This is a genomic window from Microtetraspora glauca (assembly GCF_040656155.1).
Taxonomy (GTDB): Bacteria; Actinomycetota; Actinomycetes; order Streptosporangiales; family Streptosporangiaceae; genus Microtetraspora; species Microtetraspora glauca.
In genome coordinates this window covers 78352-104978 of the sequence record NZ_JBFALK010000015.1, presented here as the reverse complement: position 1 = coordinate 104978, position 26627 = coordinate 78352, and the positions used below count along the sequence as shown (strand labels likewise).

At 70.0% G+C, this 26627-nt stretch carries 36 protein-coding genes; 21 read left to right on the top strand and 15 right to left on the bottom strand.

The window, feature by feature from the left end:
* Positions 1 to 161: 161 nt before the first annotated feature.
* On the bottom strand, positions 162 to 692 hold the full coding sequence (locus AB0I59_RS26265; RefSeq protein WP_061254456.1) for a winged helix-turn-helix transcriptional regulator: 531 nt from the start codon (positions 690 to 692) through the stop codon (positions 162 to 164).
* Positions 693 to 731: 39 nt separating this feature from the next.
* Between AB0I59_RS26265 and AB0I59_RS26260 the strand changes: the two genes are divergently transcribed.
* A complete protein-coding gene (locus AB0I59_RS26260) occupies positions 732 to 1364 on the top strand; it encodes a dihydrofolate reductase family protein (RefSeq protein WP_358136959.1) in 633 nt (210 codons plus the stop codon).
* Positions 1358 to 2179 carry an MBL fold metallo-hydrolase gene (locus tag AB0I59_RS26255; RefSeq protein ID WP_358136957.1) on the top strand — a complete coding sequence of 274 codons (822 nt, stop codon included), beginning with the start codon at positions 1358 to 1360 and terminating at the stop codon, positions 2177 to 2179. The genes AB0I59_RS26260 and AB0I59_RS26255 overlap by 7 nt, the downstream gene beginning before the upstream one ends.
* 161 nt (positions 2180 to 2340) lie before the next feature.
* Here AB0I59_RS26255 and AB0I59_RS26250 read toward each other — a convergent pair whose 3' ends face one another.
* Entirely contained in the window at positions 2341 to 2598 is a 258-nt protein-coding gene (locus tag AB0I59_RS26250; RefSeq protein WP_061254450.1) for a Tn3 family transposase, read from the bottom strand.
* A gap of 329 nt (positions 2599 to 2927) precedes the next feature.
* Here AB0I59_RS26250 and AB0I59_RS26245 point away from each other — a divergent pair, with 329 nt between their 5' ends.
* From AB0I59_RS26245 to AB0I59_RS26230, 4 genes are all read left to right on the top strand, one after another.
* The gene (locus tag AB0I59_RS26245; RefSeq protein WP_358136954.1) at positions 2928 to 3086 is read left to right on the top strand and encodes a hypothetical protein; all 159 of its coding nucleotides are present in this window, start codon (positions 2928 to 2930) and stop codon (positions 3084 to 3086) included.
* Positions 3086 to 3529 (top strand): DUF4158 domain-containing protein, encoded by a 444-nt coding sequence (locus tag AB0I59_RS26240; RefSeq protein WP_358136952.1) that lies wholly within the window; start codon positions 3086 to 3088, stop codon positions 3527 to 3529. The genes AB0I59_RS26245 and AB0I59_RS26240 overlap by 1 nt, the downstream gene beginning before the upstream one ends.
* Before the next feature lie 125 nt (positions 3530 to 3654).
* A complete protein-coding gene (locus tag AB0I59_RS26235) occupies positions 3655 to 3996 on the top strand; it encodes a DUF4158 domain-containing protein (protein WP_358136949.1) in 342 nt (113 codons plus the stop codon).
* 640 nt (positions 3997 to 4636) lie between these two features.
* Positions 4637 to 7372: an AAA family ATPase gene (locus AB0I59_RS26230; RefSeq protein WP_358136947.1), complete on the top strand. Its 2736-nt coding sequence runs from the start codon at positions 4637 to 4639 to the stop codon at positions 7370 to 7372.
* Here AB0I59_RS26230 and AB0I59_RS26225 read toward each other — a convergent pair.
* Entirely contained in the window at positions 7335 to 7904 is a 570-nt protein-coding gene (locus AB0I59_RS26225; RefSeq protein WP_358136944.1) for a ferritin-like domain-containing protein, read from the bottom strand. The genes AB0I59_RS26230 and AB0I59_RS26225 overlap by 38 nt on opposite strands.
* 148 nt (positions 7905 to 8052) lie before the next feature.
* Between AB0I59_RS26225 and AB0I59_RS26220 the strand changes: the two genes are divergently transcribed.
* From AB0I59_RS26220 to AB0I59_RS26190, 7 genes are read left to right on the top strand one after another with little or no spacing between them, the layout of a single operon-like run.
* Positions 8053 to 8358, top strand: coding sequence for a putative quinol monooxygenase (locus tag AB0I59_RS26220; protein ID WP_358136941.1), 306 nt, complete (start codon positions 8053 to 8055; stop codon positions 8356 to 8358).
* On the top strand, positions 8355 to 9296 hold the full coding sequence (locus AB0I59_RS26215) for an alpha/beta hydrolase fold domain-containing protein (RefSeq protein WP_358136939.1): 942 nt from the start codon (positions 8355 to 8357) through the stop codon (positions 9294 to 9296). The genes AB0I59_RS26220 and AB0I59_RS26215 overlap by 4 nt, the downstream gene beginning before the upstream one ends.
* Positions 9293 to 9874, top strand: coding sequence for a class I SAM-dependent methyltransferase (locus tag AB0I59_RS26210; RefSeq protein ID WP_358136937.1), 582 nt, complete (start codon positions 9293 to 9295; stop codon positions 9872 to 9874). Before AB0I59_RS26215 ends, AB0I59_RS26210 begins: the two co-directional genes overlap by 4 nt.
* On the top strand, positions 9871 to 11064 hold the full coding sequence (locus tag AB0I59_RS26205) for a low temperature requirement protein A (protein ID WP_358136934.1): 1194 nt from the start codon (positions 9871 to 9873) through the stop codon (positions 11062 to 11064). Before AB0I59_RS26210 ends, AB0I59_RS26205 begins: the two co-directional genes overlap by 4 nt.
* 34 nt (positions 11065 to 11098) lie before the next feature.
* Positions 11099 to 11608, top strand: coding sequence for a 2Fe-2S iron-sulfur cluster-binding protein (locus tag AB0I59_RS26200; RefSeq protein WP_358136931.1), 510 nt, complete (start codon positions 11099 to 11101; stop codon positions 11606 to 11608).
* Positions 11605 to 12555: an FAD binding domain-containing protein gene (locus tag AB0I59_RS26195; protein ID WP_358136929.1), complete on the top strand. Its 951-nt coding sequence runs from the start codon at positions 11605 to 11607 to the stop codon at positions 12553 to 12555. The genes AB0I59_RS26200 and AB0I59_RS26195 overlap by 4 nt, the downstream gene beginning before the upstream one ends.
* The gene (locus AB0I59_RS26190) at positions 12552 to 14609 is read left to right on the top strand and encodes a xanthine dehydrogenase family protein molybdopterin-binding subunit (protein ID WP_358136926.1); all 2058 of its coding nucleotides are present in this window, start codon (positions 12552 to 12554) and stop codon (positions 14607 to 14609) included. The genes AB0I59_RS26195 and AB0I59_RS26190 overlap by 4 nt, the downstream gene beginning before the upstream one ends.
* Positions 14610 to 14616: 7 nt before the next feature.
* Here the strand turns inward: AB0I59_RS26190 and AB0I59_RS26185 are convergent, their stop codons facing one another.
* The 4 genes from AB0I59_RS26185 to AB0I59_RS26170 form a co-directional block, all read right to left on the bottom strand.
* Positions 14617 to 15495 carry an AraC family transcriptional regulator gene (locus tag AB0I59_RS26185; RefSeq protein WP_358136924.1) on the bottom strand — a complete coding sequence of 293 codons (879 nt, stop codon included), beginning with the start codon at positions 15493 to 15495 and terminating at the stop codon, positions 14617 to 14619.
* Positions 15485 to 16285, bottom strand: coding sequence for a hypothetical protein (locus AB0I59_RS26180; RefSeq protein WP_358136921.1), 801 nt, complete (start codon positions 16283 to 16285; stop codon positions 15485 to 15487). The genes AB0I59_RS26185 and AB0I59_RS26180 overlap by 11 nt, the downstream gene beginning before the upstream one ends.
* A gap of 100 nt (positions 16286 to 16385) precedes the next feature.
* Positions 16386 to 16709, bottom strand: coding sequence for a hypothetical protein (locus tag AB0I59_RS26175; protein WP_358136918.1), 324 nt, complete (start codon positions 16707 to 16709; stop codon positions 16386 to 16388).
* Positions 16706 to 16849: a hypothetical protein gene (locus AB0I59_RS26170; protein ID WP_358136915.1), complete on the bottom strand. Its 144-nt coding sequence runs from the start codon at positions 16847 to 16849 to the stop codon at positions 16706 to 16708. The genes AB0I59_RS26175 and AB0I59_RS26170 overlap by 4 nt, the downstream gene beginning before the upstream one ends.
* A gap of 132 nt (positions 16850 to 16981) precedes the next feature.
* Here AB0I59_RS26170 and AB0I59_RS26165 point away from each other — a divergent pair, with 132 nt between their 5' ends.
* Positions 16982 to 17158: a Tn3 family transposase gene (locus AB0I59_RS26165; RefSeq protein ID WP_358137228.1), complete on the top strand. Its 177-nt coding sequence runs from the start codon at positions 16982 to 16984 to the stop codon at positions 17156 to 17158.
* A 221-nt stretch (positions 17159 to 17379) separates the two neighbouring features.
* On the opposite strand, the gene AB0I59_RS26160 is transcribed toward AB0I59_RS26165, so the two are convergent.
* Entirely contained in the window at positions 17380 to 17595 is a 216-nt protein-coding gene (locus AB0I59_RS26160) for a recombinase family protein (protein WP_358136912.1), read from the bottom strand.
* A 251-nt stretch (positions 17596 to 17846) separates the two neighbouring features.
* Between AB0I59_RS26160 and AB0I59_RS26155 the strand changes: the two genes are divergently transcribed.
* On the top strand, positions 17847 to 18284 hold the full coding sequence (locus AB0I59_RS26155; protein WP_061254441.1) for a VOC family protein: 438 nt from the start codon (positions 17847 to 17849) through the stop codon (positions 18282 to 18284).
* Between the two features lie 113 nt (positions 18285 to 18397).
* On the opposite strand, the gene AB0I59_RS26150 is transcribed toward AB0I59_RS26155, so the two are convergent.
* The 4 genes from AB0I59_RS26150 to AB0I59_RS26135 form a co-directional block, all read right to left on the bottom strand.
* Entirely contained in the window at positions 18398 to 18550 is a 153-nt protein-coding gene (locus AB0I59_RS26150) for a hypothetical protein (RefSeq protein ID WP_358136910.1), read from the bottom strand.
* A 625-nt stretch (positions 18551 to 19175) separates the two neighbouring features.
* Positions 19176 to 19598, bottom strand: a complete 423-nt coding sequence (locus AB0I59_RS26145; protein ID WP_061254439.1) for an SHOCT-like domain-containing protein — start codon at positions 19596 to 19598, stop codon at positions 19176 to 19178.
* Positions 19599 to 19609: 11 nt separating this feature from the next.
* A complete protein-coding gene (locus AB0I59_RS26140; protein WP_358136908.1) occupies positions 19610 to 19783 on the bottom strand; it encodes a hypothetical protein in 174 nt (57 codons plus the stop codon).
* Between the two features lie 83 nt (positions 19784 to 19866).
* The gene (locus tag AB0I59_RS26135; protein WP_228640279.1) at positions 19867 to 20244 is read right to left on the bottom strand and encodes a DUF2089 domain-containing protein; all 378 of its coding nucleotides are present in this window, start codon (positions 20242 to 20244) and stop codon (positions 19867 to 19869) included.
* Between the two features lie 155 nt (positions 20245 to 20399).
* Between AB0I59_RS26135 and AB0I59_RS26130 the strand changes: the two genes are divergently transcribed.
* The 3 genes from AB0I59_RS26130 to AB0I59_RS26120 are packed head-to-tail and all read left to right on the top strand — an operon-like array spanning position 20400 to position 21951.
* Complete coding sequence (locus tag AB0I59_RS26130; RefSeq protein ID WP_358136906.1) at positions 20400 to 20765, top strand: Tn3 family transposase; 366 nt, start codon at positions 20400 to 20402, stop codon at positions 20763 to 20765.
* A complete protein-coding gene (locus AB0I59_RS26125) occupies positions 20762 to 21577 on the top strand; it encodes a hypothetical protein (protein WP_061254430.1) in 816 nt (271 codons plus the stop codon). Before AB0I59_RS26130 ends, AB0I59_RS26125 begins: the two co-directional genes overlap by 4 nt.
* Complete coding sequence (locus AB0I59_RS26120; RefSeq protein ID WP_061254428.1) at positions 21574 to 21951, top strand: GntR family transcriptional regulator; 378 nt, start codon at positions 21574 to 21576, stop codon at positions 21949 to 21951. Before AB0I59_RS26125 ends, AB0I59_RS26120 begins: the two co-directional genes overlap by 4 nt.
* Here AB0I59_RS26120 and AB0I59_RS26115 read toward each other — a convergent pair.
* The 3 genes from AB0I59_RS26115 to AB0I59_RS26105 form a co-directional block, all read right to left on the bottom strand.
* Positions 21849 to 22256, bottom strand: coding sequence for a tyrosine-type recombinase/integrase (locus tag AB0I59_RS26115; protein WP_082776712.1), 408 nt, complete (start codon positions 22254 to 22256; stop codon positions 21849 to 21851). The two genes, AB0I59_RS26120 and AB0I59_RS26115, sit on opposite strands and share 103 nt — an antisense overlap.
* A gap of 85 nt (positions 22257 to 22341) precedes the next feature.
* A complete protein-coding gene (locus AB0I59_RS26110; protein WP_061254427.1) occupies positions 22342 to 22779 on the bottom strand; it encodes a glutaredoxin domain-containing protein in 438 nt (145 codons plus the stop codon).
* A 103-nt stretch (positions 22780 to 22882) separates the two neighbouring features.
* On the bottom strand, positions 22883 to 23563 hold the full coding sequence (locus AB0I59_RS26105) for a hypothetical protein (protein ID WP_358136903.1): 681 nt from the start codon (positions 23561 to 23563) through the stop codon (positions 22883 to 22885).
* Positions 23564 to 23872: 309 nt separating this feature from the next.
* Here AB0I59_RS26105 and trpB point away from each other — a divergent pair, with 309 nt between their 5' ends.
* The 3 genes from trpB to AB0I59_RS26090 are packed head-to-tail and all read left to right on the top strand — an operon-like array spanning position 23873 to position 26589.
* The gene (gene trpB / locus AB0I59_RS26100) at positions 23873 to 25030 is read left to right on the top strand and encodes a tryptophan synthase subunit beta (protein WP_358136901.1); all 1158 of its coding nucleotides are present in this window, start codon (positions 23873 to 23875) and stop codon (positions 25028 to 25030) included.
* Positions 25027 to 25824: a tryptophan synthase subunit alpha gene (gene trpA, locus AB0I59_RS26095; RefSeq protein ID WP_358136899.1), complete on the top strand. Its 798-nt coding sequence runs from the start codon at positions 25027 to 25029 to the stop codon at positions 25822 to 25824. Before trpB ends, trpA begins: the two co-directional genes overlap by 4 nt.
* Positions 25825 to 25833: 9 nt before the next feature.
* Complete coding sequence (locus tag AB0I59_RS26090; RefSeq protein ID WP_358136897.1) at positions 25834 to 26589, top strand: GntR family transcriptional regulator; 756 nt, start codon at positions 25834 to 25836, stop codon at positions 26587 to 26589.
* The last annotated feature ends 38 nt before the right edge of the window (positions 26590 to 26627 follow it).

Sequence of the window (26627 nt, the reverse complement as noted above, 5' to 3'; positions counted from 1 at the left end):
GATCAGCCCCCCCGTGAGCTTCTGACACTCCGCCATCGTCCTCGTCCAGCTCTGATATCGAACGAATCCGGCATTATCTCTTCGTCCCGCACAGCAGTTCTCGGCGGCGAGCCGATGCAGCGTGTCGCGGGGCTTGAGCAGCAACCGAACGGCCGGTGACGTTAAGGAGCCCGGCGGACGCCTCCTATCGTCACTGGCCGTTCCGATGCAGCATCGCCGGCCGCGGCGTAGGCGGCGTCGAGGCGCTCGAACGGGCCTGGACCGTCGTGCGGCTTCGGCGGGGCGTCGAGGTGGCGGACGCGAAGCTCGTCCATGAGCTCCTCGATGAACGCCGGACCCTCATCGCGCATGAGCTGCTGCCGGCTCCGGAGCTCGTCGCTGCCTGGGCGCCAGTCGAGGCCCCAGTTGCCGAGAGCAAAGATGATCGGAAGAGTCTGGATGCCGGTTTCAGTGAGGCTGTAGCGAGCGCGCTGCCCCCGCGCGGCGGTGCCGCGGGTGAGGATCCCTGCCTCGACGAGCCGTACGAGGCGGTCGGCGAGGATGTTCGAAGCGATGCCCTCGATCGACCCGGTGAGCAGCGCCCGAAAGTAGCGGCGGTCGCCGAAAATGACGTCGCGAAGCACGAGCAACGACCAGCGATCTCCGAGCACCTCGACGGCGGCGTTGATCGGACACCCGGACCGTGGTTCCACGATTCCTCCTTGACAGGTATTTCGTCCTCAATATAGTAGTTGCAGAACGCAACCACTATATTGGAAGAGGAGATGATGGGCCACTTCGTATATTGGATGAACGTGTCCCTCGACCTGCGGATCGAGCAAGTTCCGGGAGACAACGGCGCGGGCGAGTGGCTGCGCATCGGCGAGGAACTGCACCGCGAGTTCAATGCCCGGGCGCGGGCGCTCGCCCTGATGGTCCAGGGCCGGGTCATGTACGAGACGATGGAGGAGTACTGGCCACGTGCGCGCGAGGACGCGTCGCTGCCAGATGTCATGCGTGAGTACGGCGAGATCTGGACCGCCAAGCCCAAGGTGCTCGTCTCCCGCACCCGCCACAGCGCCGATCACAACACCCGGATCATCGGCGGAGACGACGCGATCGAGCAGCTCGCCGCGCTCCGGGCCGAGACCGACGGCACCATCGGGGTTGGCGGCGCGGCAATCGCGACGCAGCTTCTCCGGGCTGGGCTGCTTGACGAGCTGCTGCTCTTCACCCATCCCGCCATCCTCGGCTTCGGCAGGCCGCTGTTCGACGATTACGACCTGCCGATCGACCTCGACCTGCTGGAGCAGCGATCGTTCGAGCAGGGCGTCACGATGCATCGCTACGCCATCCGGGATGAAAGGGAGGCGAGCTCGTGCTGAGGCAGGTCGCGGAGGGTGTGCTGGTCCACGAGAGCGAGTTCTGCCAGAGCAACGCCGTTGTCGTGCAGGACCAGGGTGGCGTATTGCTCATCGACGCCGGGGTGCTGGGCGACGAACTGGCCTGCCTCGCGAATGACCTGTCCGATTCGGGCCAGACCGTTGCGGCAGGTTTCTCGACGCATCCTCATTGGGATCACCTGCTCTGGCACCCCAGGCTCGGCGCGGCGCCCCGTTACGGCACCGCACGTTGCGCGGCTACTGCGCGAGATCGCCTGTCGGGTGGGGTGGATGCGGTCGCAAAGGCCGTCGGCATCCCCGAGGAGGTACCGCTGGACCTGCTCGGCCTCATTACCGGCCTGCCCGCCGAGACGACGCAGATCCCTTGGGATGGCCCCGGGATCCGGATCATCGAGCATCAAGCGCATGCTCCGGGACATGCGGCGCTGTTGATTGAGGAACGCGGGGTTCTCGTCGCCGGCGACATGCTCTCTGATGTCTTGATTCCCATGCTCGACCTGAACGGCGCCGTTGACCCGATCGAGGACTGCCTCGCCGCGCTGCGGCTGCTGGAGGGCGTGGCGGGCGACGTCGATGTCTTCGTCCCGGGCCACGGGTCCGTCGGCGGAGCTGACGAGGTACATGCCCGGATCGACCAGGATCGGGCGTACCTGCACTCCTTGCGTGACGGCCGTGCTCTCAGCGACCCGCGGGTCGGCCCATCGGCCAAGGACGGCTGGGAGTGGGTGGCCGGCGTGCACGAACGGCAACTCCAGCGGCTCGCCCAAAGAGGCGAGCGCGACGGGGCGCCCCGCTAGCGATCGGTGTGCGACACAGCCAGTACGCGCGGGTCACCGTCGGGATCTGCGGCAGCGGCACGACGTCCTCCAGGGTGGTCGGGCTGGTCGGCGGGGGTTGCCCTCCGCGGCGGCGAGCTGGGCGTCTGCGAGGGTCTTATGGACGACACCGACGGAGACCTTCACTCCGGCGGCGATGGTGCAGATGGATTCTCCGCGCTGCGGGCCAGGGAGTGGCGGTTCTCCTGCAGGTTGCGGATGTCCTTGATGTCGCGGCGGTAAGTCTCGTCCACGTCGATGAACTGGAGGATGTGCGGGGTCTTGAAGATCCGGCCGTAGTTGGCGATCGCCTCGCCGAGGGCGGTGGGGTGGCTGTCGCGCTGGAGCATGGTGACGACGTCGTAGGCCCGTACGGTGCCGGTGTAGATGGAGGCGACCACGCGGAGATGTCGTCCCCGTTACGGCGATCTTGCGCAAGTCGATCTTTCCCGGGCAAGGGTGTTCAAGGGCTCGTAGTCGGCGGACGGGAAGGAACAGTCCGCCGAACGCTCCGATTTGCCGCGAGCCCTCTCGCCATAGGTAACGTGCCGCCACGCTGTCCCCAGTTCAGTGATGACCCGCCGCCAGTACCACTGGGTGGCGAACTGGCCATTGAGGCCCTCCGCTCCCGAACATGTCCCCAGCCGCCAGGTAGCGGAATGAGAGATCACGATTACGGTTCGTGATCGTTTCTGAGCGGTGAATGTGGCTGGTTGGGTGGGGCTTCTGCTTGATCGTGTTCGTGTCGGAGACGGTCGGGTGGAGGGGCGGGGTTCGGGTGCGTCGAGAGTGGGAGCGGGAAGAGCTGATCGCGGCGTGGACGCTGCTGGACGGCGACTGGGAGCTGGTGGGGAACAAGACGGGGCGACCCGTCTGGGATTCGGCCTGATGCTGAAATTCTTCGAGCAGGAGGGCCGGTTCCCGCGGCACGTGGGTGAGCTGCCCAAGGCCGCGGTGGACTACGTGGCCGGCCAGGTGAAGGTCGAGCCGGCGTTGCTGGCGGAGTACGACTGGTCGGGCCGGTCGATCGAGCGGCACCGGGCCCAAATGCGCGAAGCGCTGGGGTTCCGGGAGTCGACCCGGGCGGACGAGGACGTGCTGGCCGAGTGGCTGGCGGACAAGATCTGCCCGATGGTGTTCACGGAGGAGGGATTGCGTGCGGCGCTGCTGTCCCGCTGCCGGACGTTGAAGATCGAGCCACCGGGCAGGGTGGAGCGGATCGTGGGGAAGTCCGACCCCGGGCGGCTGGGGCTGGAGACGCTGCTGGAGGAGATCGTCAAGCTACGGCGGGCCAAGGCTCTGGGGCTGGCGGCGGATCTGGGGTCCTGGTAGTCCTGTAGGAATTTCCGTCGGATACGCCTCTGAGCTGGGGTTAAGCGGGGGCCGGTGATCGCCTTCGGAGGCGCTGCCACTACGTTCGGACCGTTTGTCCAGGTTCGCGCGTTGAGTGGGGTTTCGTGTCACAGAAGATGTTCACGGCCGAGCAGCTGGAGCAGCTGCAGTCGTTCCCGGAGATCAGCCGGGAGGAGTTGATCAAGCATTTCACGTTGACGTCGGCGGATCAGGCGTTCGTGGACCCGGGACGGGGCCGGGGCCCAGGCGACAAGCTGGGGCTTGCCGTCCAGCTGGGGACGTTGTCCTGGCTCGGGTTCGTGCCGGATGATGTGGCGTCGGTGCCGCCCGCGGCGGTGGCCCGGTTGGCGGAGCAGTTGCGGCTGCATCCGGGAGCGTTGCAGGCGACACTCTTGAGGGTGTCCGTTGCGTCTCTGTGTTCGAGCGTGGACTTGCCCGCCTGGTAGCGCACGAAGTCGACCACCTGGCGGGGAGGCTGTTTCGGGCCAGAATGCGCCCCGGGGTAGATCCGATCTCGGTCAGGGAGTATCGCGGTGCCGGGGCGGCCTGGAGCTATGAGGCATGACCGCTGCGTCGATCCTCAGCGGTGCGGTGGCTCGGAGAGTCTGCGGCGGATGGTGTCCATCTGATCGGTGGAAGGACTGATGGCCGCGATCGTGTCGCCGTCGCTGCGCGTGCCAACGATGATGACAGGGCCACGGAGGGCGAACTGGGCTGTAGGATCCGCAGATCTGTGTCGGATGGCAACGTCTGGACCTGCGCTTGGTGGAGAGTCCGCGTGATCTGTCGGGTGTGCTGGTCCGCGCGGGCGTGTCGAATCCTCTCGTCATGTCGGCCCGCTTGAAACCGCTCGCGTCCTACCGCGGTGAGCCGTAGACCTTGCGGCTGCGCCAGCGCACCGAGCCGTTCTCCACGCTCCCGCCGGCCACCCCGCGGCGCGCCCATGGCGATTGGTCCCACTCTGGAAGGACTTCGTCAGTCCGCTTGCTCAATCGTCCCGACCTCTTGCCCGATCCCGCCTTCATGTCGCAGGGTGCGGGGACGAGCCCCTTCGAGGCGGTGATGCCGCAGTTATGCTGGGCAGTCGTGACCAGCGGTGAACTCTTCGGCCGCCACGCCGAACTCAAGGAGCTGTCCGGCTTCCTCGGCAGAGCCCGGCAGCAGGGCGCGGCGCGGTTGATGTGGGGCGAGCCCGGGGTGGGCAAGTCGGCGCTGATGGCCGCCGGAGCCGAGATCGCCATCACGGCGGGCATGCGGGTGCTGCGAGCGTCCGGCTCCGAGTTCGAGGTCGACATCAGCTACTCCTGCCTCAACCAGCTGCTCCTGCCGTTGACCGCCGAGATCGAGCGCTTGCCGCCCGGGTTGCGCGAGGCGCTCTCCGTGGCCCTGGGTCTCGGCGTCGGCGCCCCCACGGATGCCCTCCTGGTCTGCAACGCGGCCCTGCTGCTGGTCAAGACCGCGGCCGAGGACGTGCCGCTAGCCCTGCTAGTGGATGATGTGCAGTGGATCGACCGGGCCAGCGCCTTCGTGCTGGGATTCGTCGCGCGGCGCCTGGAGGGCGTCAGGGCCGGCCTGCTGATCTCGGCGAGAACGGGATCGACGAATTTCCTGGATCCGCGGGGATTCACCGAGACGGTGGTCCAACCGCTCGATCGCGAGGTGGCCGGGCAACTGGTCGACGCCCATTTCCCGGAGATGCCGGGGCGGATCCGGCAGCGGCTGCTCGACCTGGCGCAGGGCAACCCGCTGGCGCTGGCCGAGTTACCGGCCACCCTGCTGGGCGCCGCGCGCGAGGACAGCGGGCACCCCGAGCTGGTGCCGCTCAGCGACCGGCTCCAGGCGATGTTCGCGGGCCGGATAGCGGATCTGCCGGACTCGACCCGCAGGATGTTGCTGCTGGCCACCTTCGAGGGCACCGGTGACGTCCGCGTCCTGCGGACCGCCACCGGTGATGGGCTCGCGGAGCTCGCACCGGCCGAGCGGGCGCAACTGGTGCGCGTGGACGACGCCACGGCGCGGATCGCGTTCAGGCATCCGCTGATCCGCTCGGCGATCGTGGCGGGCGCGACGCACGAGGAACGCCGCAACGCGCACCTGGCCCTCGCCGACGCTCTGGCAGGCGATCAGGTACGGCGGGCATGGCACCTGGCCGCGGCCACGGACGGCCCGGACGAGAGCGTGGCCAGGTCGCTGGAGGAGTCGGCGCATCAGGTCATGCTGCGCGGCGACGCATTCGCGGCGGTCGCGGCGCTGATCCGCGCCGCCGAGCTGAGCGTGCAGAGCAGCGACCGGGGCCGGCGGCTCTCGGAGGCCGCCTACATCGGTGCCGAGGCGAGTGGCGCCATCCATGACGCCCGCACGCTCCTGACCAACGCCCGGCTGGCGAGCACGGACCCTGCGGGCTCGCTCCACGCGGCCAACGCCGCCGCCTTCCTGATGCTCAACGGGGAAGGCGATGTCGCCACCGCGCACCGGCTCCTGGTCGGCGCCATAGAGACCGCCGGGCACGGCTACCAGGCCGGGGACGCGGCCCTCATCGAGGCCCTGCACACGTTGATGTTGCTGTCCTGGTACGGCAGCGCCCCGGAGTACTGGCAACCCTTCTACCGGGCCCTGCGCAGGCTGGAGCCACGACCGCCCGATGTCCTGGCGCTGGCGAGCCAGACCTTCCCCGATCCGGTCCGCGCGGGCAGGGCGGCGCAGTCGAGCAGCCAGGCCATCCTGAGCACGCTCGCCGATGAGAGCGACCCCACCCGAATCATGCGCATCGGCACCGCCTCGGTCTACCTGGACCGCCTGGGCGACTGCCGCGAGTCCTCCTGGCGCCTGGTACGGCAGGGCCGGGAGGGCGGTGCGCCCCGGCGGCACCTCGGCGCGCTCATGCACCTGTGCCTGGACGACTACCTCGTCGGCCAGTGGGCGCAGGCCGAACAGCTCGCCCTCGAAGGGCAGCGGATCTGCGACAGCACCGGCTACTCCTTCTTCGCGTGGTACTTCCTGTACAACAGGGCAATCGTCGCCGCCGGGCAGGGCCGCTTCGACGAGGCGTCCGCGCTCGCCGACGAGATCACGCACTGGGCACTGCCGCACGGGGTGACGGCCGCGACCCTGTTCGCCCAGCATCCGCGGACGCTGGTGGCGCTGGGCCGGGGCGATTTCGACGCAGCCTTCCAGCATGCGGCCGCCATGAGCCCTCCCGGCGTCCTGGCCTCACACGTGCCGCACTGCACCTGGGTGATGTTCGACCTGGTCGAGGCGGCCATGCGGACCGGGCGCACGGTGGAGGCTCGCGCCCACGTCGAGGCCATGCGAGCCGCCGATGTCGCCGGGCTGTCGCCTCGGATGGCGCTCATCCACGCGGCGGCGGAGGTGCTCCTGGACGACGCGGCGGTGGGACGACTGGAACATCTCCTGACCTCACCTGAGACTGAACGCTGGCTGTGGGACGCCTCCCGAGCTCGGCTCGTCCTCGGCGAGAAGCTACGCCGGAGCAGGTCGGCGGCCGAGGCCCGGCGGTATCTCGGCGCGGCGCGGGCTGGATTCGCGGCGATGGGCGCAGAGCCGTGGCTTGAGCGCACGCGGCGCGAACTGCGGGCCATCGGCTACCGATCAGCCGATGCGGGCACTGCCTCGCTGACGGCCCAGGAGCTGCAGATCGCCCAGCTCGCGGCGAGTGGCCTGACCAACAAGCAGATCGCCGAGCGGCTGTACCTGTCGCACCGGACGGTGGGCGCGCACCTGTACCGCATCTTCCCCAAGCTGGGGGTCACCACGCGGGCCGGGCTCAGGGATGCGCTGTCGTCGGATTCGGAGGCTCGCTAGCCAGGCCGTACTGCGCGCGTAGCTCGTCGGCCTGGGCCTCCTTGTCCTCCAGGAGCCGCTCCAGCAGGCGCCGGCTGGTGGGATCGTCGGCGCCCAGCCAGCGCACCGCCTCCTGCAGGGTCTGCACGAGGATCCGGGCGCCGACGAGGTCCTGCGTCACGAGGCCGGTGAGGTCGCCTTCGGCGAAGGTCTGGAAGGTGAGGCGCGACCAAGCGGGCAGGTGCTGCGGGTCGTACTCGGCGGCGGATCCGAGCTGTCCGATGCGGGTCGCCAGCCGGCGGGCGCCGAGCCGGTCGCGGTCTGCGCAGCCGTACAGGAAGTCCGCGAGCGGCCGGTGCGTGGGCGCGCGGACGAGCACCGCGTGCTGCTCGAACTGCAACGAGGAGACGACCAGGCTGGCCAGCAGCGTGTTCAGTAGGTGCGCGACTGCGGTCAGCTCGGCGCGGTTGGACGGGGTGACCGGCCCGTCGTCCAGGTCGAACAGGGCTCGGTCGCGCAGTTCGCGCGTGCGCGGCGCTGAGGGAGTCGTCACGGATCGATGGTCGGGCGTCCGGCGCAGCCGTGCATCTGTCGAATGACCTAATCGGCGGGGCCGCGAATTCTCGGAGTCGCATGACAGATGTGGCGTGACGGCCCGGGTGCGGAAGGTAGGGGCACCCGAACGAACCAGGAGCGATCAGATGTCGATCACCCACGGCTTCCACGCCACCATGACCGCGCTACCCGGCAGGGGCGACGATGTGGTCAAGATCCTGCTCGACGCGCCGTCCCTGCCGCACGAGGACTGCGTCGTCTTCCTGGTCGGCCGCTCGGCGGCCGATCCGGACGTCATCCACGTCACCGAGGGCTGGGCCAGCCCCGAGGCCCATGCCGGGTTCTTCGCGAGCGAGGAAGCACAGGCCTTCGTCGCGAGGCTCGCGCCGCTGCTGGCGGGCGAGTCGCAGTACACCGATGAGGTTCCCGTCGGCGGCAAGGCCGTCCTGTGAACGCCCACCGGCCCGCCCTCGACGCCGAGCTGCGCACGCTCCTCGCCGACCTGGCGCTGCCGTCGGAACTCAACGCCGAGCTGCTCGCCCAGCTCCGCACGATCCCGCCGACGCCGCTCGCCACCCTTCTCGACGGGCGCGACGCCGAACACCGGGAGATCACCGCACCCGTTCCGCTGTCGATCCTCAGCCCGAAGAGCCCGCGTCAGGCGCCCTGTGTCTACTGGATGCACGGCGGCGGCATGGTCATGGGGGATCGTTTCTCGCAGATCGACATCCCCCTGGAGTGGCTCGACGAGTTCGGCGCCGTCGTCGTCTCCGTGGAGTACCGGCTGGCGCCGGAAGCCACCGGGACGAGCCTGGTCGAGGACTGCTACAAGGGTCTGCTCTGGATCGCCGAACACGCCGATGAGCTGGGCATCGACCCGGACGGCATCATCGTGGCCGGTGCCAGCGCCGGTGGCGGCCTGGCCGCCGGGCTCGCCCTGATGGCGCGCGACCTGGACGGTCCGCCGATCGCCGGGCAGGTGCTGATCGGCCCCATGCTGGACCACCGCAACAGCACCACCTCCAGCCACCAGTACTCGGGCGGACCCGCTGTCTGGACCCGCGAGATGAACGAGTTCGGCTGGCGATCGTTGCTCGGCGGCTCGGCGGACGGGCAGGTGCCGGGCTACGTGTCGCCCGCGGTCGCCGAGGATCTGTCCGGCCTGCCGGACGCCTACATCGACGCCGGCACGGCCGAGGTCTTCCGCGATGAGGACGTCGCCTACGCCACCCGGATCTGGGCCGCGGGTGGGCAGGCAGAGCTGCACGTCTGGGCGGGTGGCTGCCACGGCTTCGACGCCCTCTATCCAGGGGCCAGGATCTCGGCCGCGGCTCGCCGTACGCGCAACGACTGGATCGCGCGGCTCCTTTCCCGGGAGGTCGTGCGATGAGCGCCGCTTTCCTGCACGAATTCCTCCGCGCCCCGCTCACCGTCGGCGCGGTCGCGCCGAGCGGCAGGACGCTGGCCGAGCTGGTCACGGCGCCGGTGCCGCGGGACGGAGATCCGGTGGTCGTCGAGCTCGGCCCCGGCACGGGCGCTTTCACCGCGGCCATCCAGCAGCGGCTGGACGGCCGCGGCCGGCATGTGGCCGTCGAGGTCAACGAGCGGTTCGCCCGGCGGCTGGCCGCCCGCTACCCGCAGGTCGACGTGGTGGTGGCCGATGCCCGGGAGCTGCGTGAGGTGCTCGTGGCCAGGCAGGCCAATGTGATCGTGAGCGGGCTGCCTTGGGCGGCGTTCGCCGCGAGCACGCAGGACGACCTGCTGGCCGCCGTCACCGATGTCCTCGCCCCGCACGGGGCGTTTACCACGTTCGCCTACACCTACACGCGGTGGTTGCCGCCGGCCCGGCGGCTACGGCAGGGCCTCGGGGGACGGTTCGAGGAGGTCGTGACGAGCCGGACGGTCTGGGCCAACCTGCCGCCCGCCCTGGCCTACTTCTGCCGCAGGCCGCGGGTCGGCGGATCATGACCGCGCTTCGCAAGGGCGTGCACCCCGCCGGCGAGGATCATCGGGCGACGCCGTTCGAGCTCTTCTTCGACCTCGTCTACGTCTTCGCGATCACGCAGGTCACCGGGCACATGGCGCGCGAACGCAGCGTCAACGGCGTGCTCCAGGGGATCCTGACGCTGGCCATGCTGTGGGGCACGTGGTCGGGCTACACCTGGCTGGGCAACCATTCGCGGGCCGATCAGGGGGCGCTGCGCGCGGGGATGATCGTGGCGATGGCGGCGATGTTCGTGGTCGCCCTGGCCATCCCCGAGGCGTGGAGCGCCGCCTCGGGCGCTCCACTCCTGCTGGTCTGCGCCTACCTGTTGGTCCGGCTGGTCCACCTCACGGTCTTCGCCAAGGCGGCGAGCGATGACACCGGGCTGCGGCACCAGATCGCGGTCAGCTGGCTGCCCATGCTGGCGGGCGCGGCCCTGCTGGTGCCCGGCGCGCTGCTGGGCGGCCGGACGCAGCTGCTGCTGTTCGCCATCGCCCTCCTGGTGGACTGGGCCGGCATCTACCTCACCGCCCGGCGCGGCGCCTGGCGGCTGCACAGTCCGGCGCACCTGGCCGAGCGGCACGGCCTGTTCATGATCCTGGCCATCGGCGAGTCTCTCATCGCGATCGGCGCCGGGGCGGCGGGCCAGGCGGTCAGCGGGCCGCTGCTGGTGGCGGCCGTGCTCGGGATGGCCACCGCGGTGTGCCTGTGGTGGCTGTATTTCGGCGTGGCCGCCCGGGAGGCCGAACGCCGGCTGAGCCACGCGCACGGCCGACGGCGGGTCACCCTGGCCGTCGAGGCCTACACCTACGGGCACTTCCCGATCATCGCCGGCATCCTCCTGACCGCCCTGGGCATCGAGGGCGTGGTCGCTCACCTCGGCGACGGCGGGCCGCTGGGGGTGTTCTCCGCGCTCGCGCTCCACGGCGGCGCCGCCCTCTACCTGCTCGGGCAGGCGTTGTTCGGGCTGCGCATGCACGGCGCGGTGAACCGCCTGCGGTTGCTCGCGGCCGGTGCCGTGCTGGCGGTGACGCCGCTCGCCGTGGTGCTCCCGCCGCTGGCCGGGCTGAGCGCCGTGGTGATCGTGCTGGTCGCCCTGATCGCCGCCGAGTCCAGGCAGGAATGGGCAAGGACCCAGCAGTTCTGGGGCTCGTTCTCCCCCACAGCCGAGTGATTGCGTGGTCCCCGACCGCGAGAAAGGACGGACGATGACCAACGACCGTCGCAGCGCGATCTCGCTGCGAGTCAACGACGTCACGCACCGGCTGACCGTCGACAACCGCATGACGCTGCTCGACGCGTTGCGCGAGGAGCTCGGCCACACCGGCCCGAAGAAGGGCTGCGATCACGGGCAGTGCGGGGCGTGCACGGTGCTGCTCGACGGCAGGCGCGCGGTGTCCTGCCTGACACTCGCAGTCGCCGCCGAGGGCGCGGAGGTCACCACCATCGAAGGCGTCGAGCATCCGCTGCAGGCCGCCTTCGTCGAGCGTGACGGTTTCCAGTGCGGCTACTGCACCTCCGGGCAGCTCTGCTCGGCCATCGGGATGCTGGCCGAGCACGCGGCAGGCTGGCCCAGCGCGGTCACCGCCGACGTCTCCCCCGATTCCTCGCCACCGCACCTGGACGCCTCGGAGGTGCGGGAGCGGATGAGCGGCAACCTGTGCCGCTGCGGGGCCTACCCGGCGATCGTGCGCGCCATCATCGAGGTGGCGGGATGAAGGAGTTCGCCTACCGGCGCGCCACCGATCTCCGTGACGCGCTGCTCGCCGGCAGCACCGGCGCGCGCTACCTGGGCGGCGGCACGAACCTCGTCGACCTGATGAAGCACGGCGTCGAGACGCCCGACCGGCTGATCGACGTACGTCGGCTGCCTCTTGCCGGGATCCGCGAGACGGCCGACGGCGGGCTGCTCATCGGCGCCACGACCACCAACAGCGATCTCGCGGCCCACCCCGAGGTACGGCGGCGCTACCCGGCACTGAGCCAGGCGGTGCTGGCCGGCGCCTCCGGGCAACTGCGTAACATGGCCACGGTGGCCGGCAACCTCCTGCAACGGACCCGGTGCGCCTACTTCGCCGATCTCTCCCAACCCTGCAACAAGCGGCTACCCGGCAGCGGCTGCCCCGCGATCACCGGGGTGCACCACAACCACGCCATCCTCGGCTGGTCGCCGCAGTGCGCCGCCACCCATCCGTCGGACATGGCGGTGGCCCTGGTCGCCTTCGACGCGATCGTCCGCTACGAGACCCTCGACGGCACGGGCGAGATCCCCTTGGAGGAGTTCTATGGTGACACCCCGCAACGGGAGACGGCGCTCCCGCCGGGAGCCCTGATCACCGCGGTCGTCCTTCCGGGCTCAGCGGTCTCCCCGCGCTCGCGCTATCGCAAGGTACGCGAACGCGCGTCCTACGCCTTCGCCACCGTTTCCATCGCCGCCGGGCTGGACGGCGACTCGCCACGGATCGCCCTCGGCGGAGTGGCCCCGCGCCCGTGGCGGGCCCGCACCGCCGAATCCCGCCTGGTGGATGGCCCCTTCACCACGGACGGCTTCCGAGCCGCTGCCGAGGCCGAACTGTCGGCCGCCGAATCACTGCCCGGCAACGCCTACAAGGTGACGCTCGCCCGCAACCTGATCGTCGCGGTCTTGGAGGAGGTCTGCGCATGAACGCCGTCGGGATCGCCCGCCCCAGGATCGAGGGCCGGGGCAAGGTCACCGGAGCCGCCCGCTACGCCGCCGACGTGCCGATACGCGGCCTGCTTTTCGGCTCGATCGTCCTGTCCACCGTGACCAGGGGGCGCATCCGCGGCATCGACGTCTCGGCCGTCCAGGACATGCCGGGCGTGGTCGGCGTGATCGACCACACCAGCGCGCCCCGCCTCAATCCAAAGGCGCAAGGCGTCTTCGGACCGGACGGCCAGTTGCTGCTGCTCCAGGACGCGGCGGTGCCCTTCGCCGGCTGGCCCGTCGCCCTGGTCGTGGCCGAAACGCTGGAGCAGGCGCAGGCGGCAGCCGCCGCACTGCCGGTCACCTACGACGAGGATCCGCACGACACGGCCTTCACCGCCGACCATCCAGCGGGCCGGCCCGCGGTGGCCTTCTTCGACGAGCCCGTGGACATCGGGGACGTCGAGGCCGAGCTGGCCGCCTCCGCCGTCGTGGTCGAGCAGCGCTATCGCACGCCCGAAGAGCATTGCAGCGCGATGGAACCGCACTCGGCGACCGCTTGGTGGGAGGGCGAGTGTCTGGAGGCGATCGACTCCAACCAGGGGCCGTTCACCGTCGCGGCCGTCCTGGCCACGCTGTTCTCCCTGAGGCCCGACCAGGTGCGCGTCCGCACGGAGCACGTCGGCGGCGGGTTCGGCTCCAAGGGGCTGTGCGGCCCACAGCTGATCCTCGCCGCGCTGGGCGCCCGGCGATTCGGCCGGCCCGTCCGGGTCACGCTGACCCGCGCCCAGGTCTTCCTCGCCACCGCCATGCGCCCGGCCATCGACCAGCTCGTCCGGCTCGGCGCCGACGCCGACGGGCGCCTGCGCGCGATCTGGCACGAGTCCGCCTTCGAGATCTCCCGGCTGGCCGAATACCTCGAAGGCTGCACCGAGCTCACCAAGACCCTCTACGCGGCGCCGGCCATCCGGACGAAGCTCACCGCGGTTCCCCTCGATATCCTGCCGCCGTTCTCCATGCGCGGACCCGGCACCGCTCCCGGCTCCTTCGCCCTCGAATCCGCCATGGACGAGCTGGCCACGCGGCTCGACCTCGATCCCCTGGAGCTGCGGCTGCGCAACGAGCCGGAGGTCGGGCCCGCGTCCGGCCTGCCATTCAGCAGCCGGAACCTCGTCGCCTGCCTGACGGAAGGCGCGCGCAGGTTCGGCTGGGACCAGCGAGATCATCAGCCGCGGTCGCGGCGGGAAGACGCACTGCTGATCGGCACCGGGCTGGCCGCCGCCTCCTTCAGCGCAGGAGCCTTCCCCTCGTCGGCCTTCATCACCGCCGAACCGGACGACACCTTCACCGTCGCCATCGGCGCCACCGACCTGGGCACCGGCGCACGCACCGCGCTGACCGCGATCGCCGCCGACGCGCTGGCCGTCGGCACCGAGCGGATCCACCTCGAGATCTCCGACAGCGCCCTCGGTCCTGCCTGGGGCGCGGGCGGATCCCGGGGAACCACCTCCTGGGCCTGGGCGATCGCCGAGGCCGCGGCGAAGCTGCGCGAGCAGGACTACCGCGGCACTGCCGCGGTCGACACCAGCCGATCGCTCGGCGACCTGCCCACCCATGAACGGCACGCCTTCAGCGCCATCTTCGCCGAAGTGAGCGCCAACCCGGCCACCGGCGAGGTGCGCGTCCGCCGGTTGCTCGGCATGTTCGCCATCGGGCAGGTGGTCAACCCGCTCACGGCCCGCAGCCAGGTCGTCGGCGGGATGATCGGCGGGCTGTCCATGGCCCTGCACGAGGAAGGTCTCCGCGACCCGGTCTCGGGCCGGCACGTCAACGCCGACTTCGCCGGCTACCACATCGCCGCCCACGCCGACGTGCCCGACATCGAGGCCGACTTCGTGCCCGACTTCGAACCAGGCATCCCCATGGGCATCAAGGGCGCCGGTGAGATCGGCAATGTGAGTACGGCTGCCGCGATCGCGAACGCCGTCTGGCACGCCACCGGGGTCAGGCACCGTTCCCTGCCGATCCGGCTCGACCGCGTTCTGGAGGAATGAGCGGCTGTCAGCGCGCCCGCAGCCGCGTCGAGTCCTGACTGGGCGACATGCCGAACTGGCGGCGGTACTCCCGGCTGAACTGCGACGGGCTCTCGTACCCCACACGCCGGCTGACGGCGGCGATGTCGGCCGGGACCACGGCGAGCTGGAGCCGGGCCTGCTGCAGCCGGATCCGCTTCTGGAATTGGATCGGGCTCATCGAGGTGACGGCCTGGAAGTTGCGATGGAAGGTGGAGACGCTCATGCTCGCCACCTTGGCCACCTCCTCCACCCGGAACGGCTCGGCGTAGTGGTCGCGGATCCACTGAATGGCGCGAGCGATGTGGCTCAGGCTGCTGTCCGGCAACCCGAACTGCCGGACGATCGCCCCCTGATCACCGGTGATCAGCCGCCACAGAATTTCCCGCTTGATGAGAGGCGCCAGCACGGTGATGTCACGCGGGCTATCGAGCAGGCGCACCAGGCGGACGACGGCATCCAGCAGCTCGGCCGAGGCGGTGCTTACCGCCAGTCCCGGCGGCACCCCCTCGCCGAGCTCCGGCAGCTCACCCGGCGCCGCCTGCAACAGCACGTCCGCCACCGCCGCCGGGTGCAGGGTCAGCCCCACACCCAGCCCCGGCAGCTCCGCGCTGGCCCTGGCGAAGTGGGCGGTCACCGGCAGGGCCACCGAGGCGATGAGGTACTGCCCCTCGTGGTACTCGTACATCTGCTCGCCCAGCGCGAAGCGCTTCGTACCCTGCGCGACGACGGCCAGCACCTTGCCGTAGGTCGTCGGCTTCGGCGGCTGGGGCTGCTCGGCCCTGAAGATCAGCACATCGTCGATGGGCGCGGCGAGATCGGGCCGAGCGTGGCGGTTGAGGAGGTCGCGAAGCTCGTCAAGTGCCATGATCCCCATCCAAACACCCGGCACGACCCGGCGACAACGTGCTGCTGCCATCGATCAGGAGGCCGGACCGCCCATCATCGGCGGGCCAGGGGCCCGTCGATCGCGTTCTGGTCGACCAGGACCGATCGGGGGATGCCGTGTTCGGGCCAGACCGCCTGGGGGGCCAGTGCGGAAGCACCTTCGGCGGACGGTATACCTGGAAGAGCACCGCCGCTGCGTCGACGGCCTTGGTGGACACCGGTGTGAGGCGCAACCCGGTGATGCAGCGCGAGTACCAGTCCATGGCGACCGTGAGTTCGCAGTTCACCCAACGAAGCGTCATCGGGTCCAAGGCGAAGACGTCCAGCTGCGTGGTGTCCATCAGCAGGTACTCGCCCGGTCTGGTGGGCCGCAGCTTGCCGTAGGCAGCCTTCGGCCGCGCCGCGATGTCGCGGTTGCGCTTGGTGCTCAACCGGAACGTGGGGTGCTGACGCTCCAGTTCCTCTAACGCCTCATAACCCTTGCTCCGGCCAGGGATCTCGACGACACTCTCCCCGAACCGGGCGACCAGCCGCGCCCGGGCCCGGTCCAGCACCGTCTTGCGCATCGGCTGTGCCTGGTCCAGGTGCTCGACCATCACCTCAACCGCGATTTCCACCCAGCGCGGGTCACACCGCTCCAACACCGACGACTGGACGCGGACAGCGGGCGCCAGTCCCGCCTCCCCGCCGCGTTGGACGTCGTGTACCCAGCGCTCAACCGTACGCGCCTTCACACCGAGTTCAGTTGCCTTCGCCGCGTAGCGCGCCATGAGCGGCAAGGCCGGGTCGTATTCCAGGCGAGGCTCCCCGGGACGGGCCAACTCCGCACTGCCGGATTTGTAGCCGGTGCGGACTGTCGGCGATCACGAATTACGTGGCGTTCCACATGCGGACCTCGCGGACGTGTTCGACCCTCTCCAACAGCCGCTGCCGCTCAGCGGGGCTGAGCCGCGACAAAACGGCCGAGGCCACGTCCTCTTCGTCTGCCGGCGACGGCCCCGGACCGTCAGGGACGACGCGCGCACGGTCGGAAAACAGCAGCTCTTTCACCGCGATCCGCAGCATTCGCCCGAGCCGGTCCTTCAAGACCACCTCGTTGCCGGCCGCGGTGGCGACCATCTCGATGACCTCGACCGCCTCGCCGTCATAGACCAGCCGGGTGCCGACGCCCAAACGCACCATCCCGGCGCTCATCGCGCGCACCGCACGACATGGCCGCCGCCGAGCGGACGCTTCAGTTCGGTAACCAGGCGCCCGGACCACAGCAGGTGAAAGACCGCGGCGCGGACAAGCCGCGGGTCCCAGCCCGCGATGGCGCCGAAGGCTTCCTCCAAGGTCACACCGTCCAGATCGGCGCGGCCCAGTGCGGTCAGAAGGCCTCCATCAAACAGTCTTCGGTATCCCTGGGTGACGCCGCTACGGCGTGAAAATGGGGACACGGCCCCGCCGTACTCCGGTGCCCGGCGCTGGTCTTCATCAACACCTTGCTGGTTCAGTCCGTCCTCAAGGACCCCGCCTGGCAGAAGAAGATGACCGACGCCGACAAGCGAGGACTCTCGCCACTGTTCTGGTCCAACGCCAACCTCTACGGCACGACCGACATCGACATGGGCCGCCGCCTTGACCTCGACCTGGTCGCCTGATCACGCCGATGTCCGAGGAAGGACGCCCTGGCCGGGTAGCAGGTCGGCCAGGGCGGTTCGCACGGCCGCCCGGCTTACCCCATGAGGCGGTGCCAGGGCCGCGATCGAGGTGCCCTCGTGGAAAGCCGCCCGCACGTCCTCGCCGCAGTCGGCCAGTTCCAGCGTGACATCCAGAACGAGCTCACCGTCGAGGGGATCGCCGCCGCCGAGGCTGAAGGCCGCTACCGCGGCCGGCCGCCCGCGCTGGACGGTGACCGGTCGAGGGCGGGGATCTTGGAGGTGGTGGCGGGGTCCTCGAAGAGGAGGACGCCGTCGGCAGGCCGGAATCCCTCGGCGACGCCTTCGGTGCGCACAAGAAGGCCGGCCTCGGTGAGGATGTGGCGCTGCCGCAGCAGGGACTGGGTCGCGGTGGAGACGCGGGAGTAGACGATCTGCACCGGGCTCTCCTCGGGACGGGTTGAAGCCCGATTCTCATGTCGGAAAATCCTGTCGTTAATTCGTGCGCGGAACCGGCCACCTGACGTCACGGTTCGCCACTCGATGTCCGATTTTCGAGAGGGCTTGCGGGGCCCAATCAGAGGGTGTCGTTAAACCTTCTAATCCCGACACCCTGAGGATGACGTCGCAACCGTGGATCAAGGACAGTTGCTCTGATCGGCCGTATGGCAACCAATGGGATAATTGGTCCATGGGAGCATCAGTTAGGCAGATTCAAGTCACCTTCGACTGCGCATCACCTGAGCGCGTTGCTCGTTTCTGGTGCGAGGTGCTGGGGTACGTCGCGCCGCCGCCACCGGAGGGGTTTGCCAGTTGGGACGACTTCAATCGCACGCTGCCGCTTGAGCAGCGGGATTCATGGTTCGCATGCAGCGACCCCTCGGGCGCGGGTCCGCGGCTGTACTTCCAGCGCGTTCCCGAAGGCAAGGTCGTCAAGAATCGGCTGCACCTTGACGTGCGGGTCGGCACCGGGCTGGTGGGTGAGGAGCGCCTGGCGGCCCTTGAGGCCGAATGCGCGCGGCTGATCCCGCTCGGCGCGGTACGCGTGCGGCTCCTGCCTGCCGATGAGGTGAACGAGTCCTGCCTGGTTATGCAGGACGTTGAGGGCAACGAGTTCTGCCTCGCCTGAGTGGCAGGCAGGAGCGAAGAGTCCGACCGGTTATGCCGATTCCCTTTCGCCGACCTCGAACTTCTCCGCCACAGCCTCGGCCCCACTCAATAAGGGGTCATGCGTCACGAGACCTACCTGGCGGCTGGGGACACGTTCGGGAGCGGAGGGCCATTGAGGTAGACCACGGGGGCACCGGGACCGGCAGTGTCGGTCACGGCCGGCGCCGTGTCCTCGACCGGCACCATGCCGGTCCAGGTCGAGTCGGTCGGGTTCGGGGTAGTCATGTGCGCTCCCAATCCGCGAACCATGTACGGCGATCGCCGGCGCCATCGTGTTCATCGCCTCCCAGCGGCGTTTCGTGTCCGGCTTGATGTGGCAGGTGCCGGCAAAGGGCGCCCGAGACGTCATGCGTACGGCCGCGACCACGCCACCGTGTAGATCAACGGGACAGTCGGCGCAGGCGACCTCGAAGGGGCCCGGTGGCCGACCCGGCGCATCCAGCCGGCCGGCACGCCTTCAGAGCAAACCACGCCGATGGCGCATGCAGGAGGTGGCCGCTTTCCGTCGAAGTCCACGCCGCGCAGCACCCGCAGCGTCGTGTTTGACTTCTCCAGGCCATGCACGTGGATCGCAGGCCCTTGGGCCTGAAAGGCCGCTATGCGGATATCCGTTCTCTCTATCGTCATGGTCCGTCGCCTGTGACGCGATCGATGGCGTTGGTCAGCCGTTCCCGCTCGGGCTGATCCACTGACCCTCCGGGTAGATCCGAGAACTCCTCGGCGAACTTCACAGGTCCTCCCCGACGACTGCGCGGATCGGGGTTCCGTTCGCCGTGCTCTGCTGTTGCGGGCGCGGTCTGGGGAGGGTGTCGCAGCACTCTCTCGGGGGGTCCGTCCAGGTGGATGGCGGCTACTCGCAGAAGACGCGCACGTGGGCGTCGGGCTGGTCGACCTCCACGGTCATCTCGTCGAGGTGGTCCACGAGCGCCTCGAGTTGTTCGGGTTTGAGCTGTGTCAGGTCGAACGGCACGCCTGACTGGTTCAGCTGGGTGTTGGCCCGATCGAGTGCCTGTGGCGGGATCAGGGCCGCCAGCTGTACGCCGGCCCGCAGCAGCTGCAGCGGCACCCGCACGTCGACCCGCCCCGGCTCGCCGTCCTCAAGAGTGTGCACCACCACCCGCAGGTATTTCGCCTTGCCCTTCGGCCGGGCGTCGAGTCTGGACGCCGCGGGCGGCTGGTCGTGTTCGAGCGCGGCGATGAGCTGCTCCGCCTCCTCTGCGGTGATCTTGCCCTCGGCCAGCATGTCGAGGATGTCCTTGCGCTGTTCGTTCATCGGAATCTCTCCTATCGGATGGCGACGAGCACGGCCGTACGGTCGTGCTCGATGTCGATTCGGGTACCGGGCAACGCCGAGACGATGCGCCAACCGGTGCCCAGTGCCCGCACCGCATCGACGCGGTATATGAGGCAGGCCACGGCCGCCGCGAGGGCGGCCAGGACCACGACCGGTGAGAGCACGAGCGCTACGGGGAGTACCGGGACCCAGATCCGGATGCGGCGACGGTTTGGGCGTTTGATTCGTACGGTCATCAACTGCGGCATCACGTGCGGCCCTCCAGTTCGGACAGTGCCTGCTGTGCGGTGATCTCGCCGCGGCGCAACCGGTCGATGATGTCGGCACGCGAGGGAGCCGGGTCGGTCTCCACGAAGTCGAGCATCTGCGTGATCCGGTTCAGTCGGGATTTGATCGTCGGGTAGCTCACCCCGAAGATCCGTTCCATCTGCTTGATGGAGCCGTGGCACCGCACGAACGCCGTGACGAAGATCTGATCCTCGACATTGAGCTGAGCCAGTTGCGGTAGCTCGAACTCGCCCTCGATCGCGACGCCGCTGCCTGCCAGGCGCACCCGCTCGACGACGAACGGCTGGCCCCGGGTCAGGTTCGTGAGTTCCTGCCAGTCCATCGCCTGCTCTGTCATATCCAAAGTTATACCCAGCACATCTTTAACTTTCAAGATATCGATCTTAATTTTCTTGATAACGCACCTTCTCTGGGCCTTGCCGCGATCCCAACGGGGTCGGCGGTCCCTCAGGGCCGAACATCCGCAGCAGGTCGTAGGCGCGCACCTGGTTGGTGACCAGGGAGCCGGTCACTCGCAGCAAGTCCCGTGGTGAGGAGTTCGGCGGCAAGCTGATCGGCCACAACGACCCCGACTACCAGGAGAAGGTGGTCAAGTTCAACGAGTTGATCGCCAACTGCGTCATCTATTCCACCGCCTGCGACATCACCGACGCCGCCAACCAGCTCGCTGCCGAGGGCCACACCGTCGACACCGACGACCTGGCCACCATCTCCGTCGCTAAGACTCGTGCAACCAGGTACACGCGGGGCGGGGCCGCCAGCGGCACCGGGACGACGAGAGCCCGCGGAGCGTTGACTTTGTCTCAATATATGACGCACTATGTTGCTACAAAGCTTGCGACAAAGGAGGAACTATGACCGGTGAACCGTTATCGGACGCCGGCCCGCCGGCGCGTGCGGCTGATCTGCGACTGGCGGGCGAGTGGCTGGCCCGGCACGACCTGGCCGGCACCCGCCCGACCCCGCTGCTGGCCGACCGGCTGGCGGTCCGGAGACGCGCCCGCCTCGCCGCTCACCTCATCCTGGCCGTGCTGATCATCGCGAGCGCGCTCGCCGCCACTTCCGCCTTCGGCGGCTTCCAGTCGCATCGCCCGCTGCCGCTGCTGGCCCTGACCGCGTTGGTGGCTGGGCTGCTGCTGGCACAGTCGCTGCTCGACTGGTGGGTGCGACGCGTCGACCAGCGGGCGGGCGCGTCGCTGTCCCGCAGGGCCGCCCATCTGATCCAGCCCGGCTGGCGGGCCGTGCTCGGCCGGCCGTACGCCGTCTTCGCGGTCGCTACGTTCGCCGGTGCGATGGTGCTGGTCGGGAGCGCCCTGGCCGTTCCCGACCCCACCGTGCGGCAGCTGGCCGTCGTCCTGCTGATCGGCCTGCTCGGCGTGACAGCCATCATCGCCATGCAGCTGCGCCACCTGCTCAGGCGCCCGGTCGTGGCGGAGGACGAGGAGTCGCTGACCGCCGACGTCATCATGCGCGTCGAGGACGCCCGCGACCTCACCACGCCGAACGTGCAGTGGTCGCTGCCCATGGTGCTGCTGTTCGGCACCGCGCCCGGCTGGTGGAGCGCCGCTGCGGTCGCCTACCTGATCCTGGGCCTGGTCACGTGCGTCGCGCTCCATGCCAAGACGCCGTCGAGCGCGACGGTGGCCCGGCGGGCCATGAGCGTCCGATGATCGTCATCGATGCGGCCTCGCCGGTGCCGCCGTTCGAGCAGCTGCGGGCCCAGCTCGCCCGGCAGATCCAGGACCGCACGCTTGCCGTGGGCGCCCGGCTGCCGACCATCCGCCACCTCGCGGCCGACCTCGGCCTGGCCGTCAACACGGTCGGCCGGGCCTACCGGGAGCTGGAGGAAGCGGGGCTGATCGAAACGCGCGGGCGGGCGGGCTCGTTCGTGTCGGCCGCCGGGGAGGAGGGCCGGGAGCGGGCCCGCCGGGCCGCCGCCGACTACGCGGCCGTGATCGCCAGCGTCGGCATCGACGCGGGCGAGGCGATCCGCATCGTACAGGCGGCGCTGACGTCCGGCGCGGCAGCATCGGCCTCGTCATGACCGTGACCCAGCCGCGGGGTCACGTCGCCGGGCGCGCGACGTCGGCGTAGCGGCCGATCAGGTGCAGGCGAGACCCGGGCGTAGCGGGCCAGGGAGGCGACCGAGGTGTGCCCGGAGTAGGCCAGCAACGTGGAGGTGTTGGCGCGGTCTTCAGCGGCGTGGGTCAGCGCCGAATGGCGCAGCTGGTGTAGTGTCCACGGCCCGCCCGCAAGTTCGGCCGTGGCGGTCTCGAAACACTCGACGGCGCGGCGGTAGGACAGGCGGGCCCGCCCGGAGTCCGGGTCGAGGTCGGCGGGCGGCGGCACGACCCGGGCGCGTCAGGGTTGACGTAGTCAGCGGGACCAGCCGGTGAATCCCTCCGCCGACCCTGGCCGAGCGGATTTGACCGCTTCAGGTGGATTGGGGTAGTTGTTCGCGCACCCACCCAGGATCCGGGTTGATGTACGGCCGGCCCGCCAGCACCACGGTCGGCACCGTCTCGTCGCCACCGGTGGCGGCCCTCACCGCCGCCGCACCCGCCGGGTCGCGCCAGATGTCGACCCAGTGCAGCCGGCGGGCGTCGCGGCCCAACCGGATCCGCAGCCGTAGGCAGTACTTGCAGCCCGCCCGCCAGTAGACGATCGGCCGACCGTCGATGGCGCTGCGGCGTTGCGCCTCCGCCGCACCGATCGACCTCGGGAACGCCAGCGGAGAGTACAGTCCGGCGAGCAGCACGAACACCAGCAGCGCTATACCGGCAGCGACCGGGGACCCTGCGGCGATTCGCACGGCCGCCACGACGACGCCGCACACCACGAACAAGATCGGCAAGGTCAGAGCGCGCGCCACGATGACACAGGCTATCGGTCGCGCAAGCTCGGCGGATCACACTGCTCCGGTTCTGTCCGGTGCGACACCTGAGGTGGCTGCCTCGCCGAGACCGGCCTCGCGATCACTGGCCACACCGCGACCCCGCACCGGAAGCCTCAGGAAGCGTTGCGGTAAAGGTCCCGCCTCTCGGGCAACTGCTCGAGGCCGGCCGACTGGTAGGTGGCGACGGCGTCGACATACGGCGCACCTGCCGCCATCGCGTGCCAGCGCTCGTCGGTGAACGTCGACCCGTCGAACGACGCCGCAGGGCCGCGGCCCACTCGTGCGCCTGTTCCGGCCCGCTCACCTCGACGCGAACGCCGGGATCCGGCACAGGGGCGCCGAGGTCACGCCGAAGTAGCGTCCATGGCTCGCCACTCTCCCAGCCGTCTTGGAACAACAGGTCCTGGACCAGCGCACCCGTCGGCGCTTCGACGTACACCTTGCCCTCGAGCAGCACACCACGCTCAGGTGCCGACACGTCCTCGGCCACCTGCTGCGCCAACTCCTCGTCCCGCAACGCCTCCGGCGCGAACGCCAACCGCAGTAACTCCGCACCGTCCAGCAGCCCGACCGCCAGAACTTCCCCGGCCCGACTCCAGGTCCGCGTCGCCTCCGCCGTCCGCTTCGCACCGAAGCGCCAGAACCACCCCACATCCCCCGGATGCACCTGCACGGGCCCTCCGTCGTGCTGCCACTCCCCCAACACCCGCACCATGTCATCGAGCCCGTCGACCCCGGGACCACCCATCTCGATCACCATGCCCCGATCACACACCACCCCACCGACCCTCGCATCCGAATTCCCGCCGGGCAGTCGGTAATCGGCGTCGCCGTGGTCGCGTATGCACCCTGCCGACCTGCCGGAACACGCGCGTTCGCGGCTGGTGACACGTTTTTTGACAGCACCCCAATACGCGCGCCGGCGAGCGGGACCGGCCGGGGGTGGCGCGTCCCAGGCCGTCCATGCCACACTCACTGTTATAGAACTCTCTGAAGAGTTATAGAACGAGGTGAGTGTGGGATGCGAGATGTGTCGCCATGGCGTGAGCCAGTCCCGGCGAGCGGGACGATGGGCGATCCCCTGGCGCGGGGCCGGTTCGGCGAGTACGGCGGGAGGTACGCGCCGGAGTCCCTGGTGGAGGCGTGCCGCGAGGTGGACGAGGCGTTCCGGGAGGCGAGGGCGGATCCGGGCTTCCGCGGCGCCTTGGCGGAACTGCTCGCCCTGCACGCCGGACGGCCGACTCCGCTCACACCGGCCCGGCGGCTGTCGCAGGAGCTGGGCGTGCGGCTGTACCTCAAGCGCGAGGACCTCACCCACACCGGGTCACACAAGATCAACAATGTGCTGGGCCAGGCCCTGCTCGCCGCACGGATGGGACGGCGCAGGCTGATCGCCGAGACGGGAGCGGGCCAGCACGGGGTGGCCACCGCGACCGCCGCCGCGCTGCTCGGGCTCGAGGCCACGGTCTTCATGGGCGAACGCGACATCGGGCGGCAGGCGTTGAACGTCTTCCGGATGCGCATGCTGGGCGCCGAGGTGATCCCGGTCACCACGGGCAGCCGCACGCTCAAGGACGCGACCAGCGAGGCCATGCGGCACTGGGTGGGCGTCACCGGCGACTCCCACTACTGCGTCGGCTCGGTCATCGGGCCGGATCCGTACCCGTGGATGGTCAGGGAGTTCCAGCGGGTCATCGGCGACGAGGCCCGCGGGCAGTGTGCCGCCGAACTGCGGACCGGCGTGCCGGACCACGTGGTCGCGTGCGTCGGCGGTGGCTCCAACGCGGCCGGCACGTTCGCCGGCTTCGCCGACACCTCGGCGCGCTTCGTCGGTGTCGAGGCCGAGGGCGGCGCCGGGGCGGCCCGTGGCAGGCTCGGCGTCCTCCACGGCTGCCGCTCGCTGTTCCTGCAGGACGACGACGGGCAGATCGTCGAGGCGCACTCCATCGCCGCCGGGCTCGACTACCCGGGAGTCGGCCCGGAGCACGCCCACCTGCGCGACCTGGGCCGGGCCCGGTACGTCACGGTGACCGACGATGAGGCGGTCGGCGCGGCGGTACGGCTGGCGCGCACCGAGGGCATCGTCCCTGCGCTCGAATCGGCGCACGCCCTCGCCTGGGTGATCCGCGCGGCGGGCGGCGGCGACCTGCCCGCCGGATCGACGGTCCTGATGACGCTGTCCGGCCGGGGCGACAAGGACATCTCTACCCTGAAGGAGCTGGTGTGACGAACATCCTGGCCCCGGGCGCGGTCGAACGCCACCTGCGTGCCCGCCGGGACACCGGTCGCGGTCTGCTCATGCCGTACGTCACCGGGGGTGTCACGCCCGGCTGGACGCGGTACCTGAAAGCGTTCGTCGAAGCCGGCGCGGACGCGATCGAGCTCGGCCTGCCGTTCTCCGACCCCACGCTCGACGGCGCCACCATCCAGCAGGCGAGCGACACGGCGCTGGCCCGGGGGGCGAGCACCCGCCGGATCCTGGCCGACCTGGCCGAGGTCCGGGACCTGGGCGTGCCGCTGGTCGCCAGCACCTACTACAACCTGGTGCTGCATGACGGGCCCGAGGCGTTCTGCGCCGCGCTGCGCCGGGCCGGCGTCAGCGGTCTGATCGTGCCCGACCTGCCGGTGCACGAGGCGGACGAGATGACGGACGTGGCCGCCGCCGCCGGGGTCGAACTGGTCCTGCTGGCGTCGCCGGCGACGCCCCGGCCGAGGCTGGAGGAGATCTCGCGCCGCAGCCGGGGATTCGTCTACGCGGTGTCGCTGATGGGCACCACCGGCGAGCGGGCCGCCCTCGCCGCCTCGGCCGCGGAGCTCACCGCGCGGATCAGACGCGGCACCGACCGGCCGGTCTTGCTAGGATTTGGCATTTCCACGCCCGACCAGGCGCGGGAGGCCGGCCGGTACGCCGACGGCGTGGTGGTCGGCGCCGCGGTCATGCGGCGGGTGCTCGACGGGGCGGGGCCGGACGACCTGCGGGCCTTCCTCGCGACCCTGCGCCGGGCCCTCGACCAGGAGTGACGCACCACGATGACCCCCGACGCCGGGCACGAGACGAGATACCGCGCCATCGCCGCCGACCTCGCCGCGAAGATCCGGTCGGGACACTACTCCCCCGGGGAGGCCCTGCCCCCGCAACGGGAGCTGAGCGCCTCCTACGGGGTGACCCTCATGACGCTGCGCCAGGCGTTGCGAGAACTCAGCGACGAGAGGCTGATCGTGCAGCGGCCCGGCAAGGGCACGTTCGTGGCCCCGCCCCACCTGGCGTACCAGCTCGGCTCGCTCCGCAGTCTGGCCGACGATCTGCGGGAACAGGGCCACGACGTGCGCACCGTGGTGGCCGGGCGGGCATTGCGCCGAGCCCCCGCCCGGATCGCGGCGGAGCTGCGGCTGCGTCCCGGCGACACCGCCCTGCGGCTGGAGCGGATCCGCGAGTTCGCGGGCCGTCCCGCCGTTCACCAGGTGTCCTGGGTCCGCCAGCCGGTGGCCGACCACATCCGCGACCGAGACTTCACCACTGTCTCCCTCTACACGGCGCTCGCCGACGCGGGAGTCGCGGTCGCCCGGGCGTCCGAGGTGGTCCGGCCCGGCCTGCTCGACCCCGCCGCCGCACGCCGCCTTCACGAGCCTGAGGGCAGCGCCGTGCTCGTCAGCACCAGGATCACCTATACGCCCGACGCCGTTCCCGTCGTGTCCGACCATGCCACCATCCTGGGCACCATGATGGAGATCCGCACCGAACGCGCCGTGACCGGCCTCTCCCTCACCTGGCGCGCCACCAGCTAGTGCCCCATGGCGGACGGCGGCGCGGCAGTGAGCGCGGC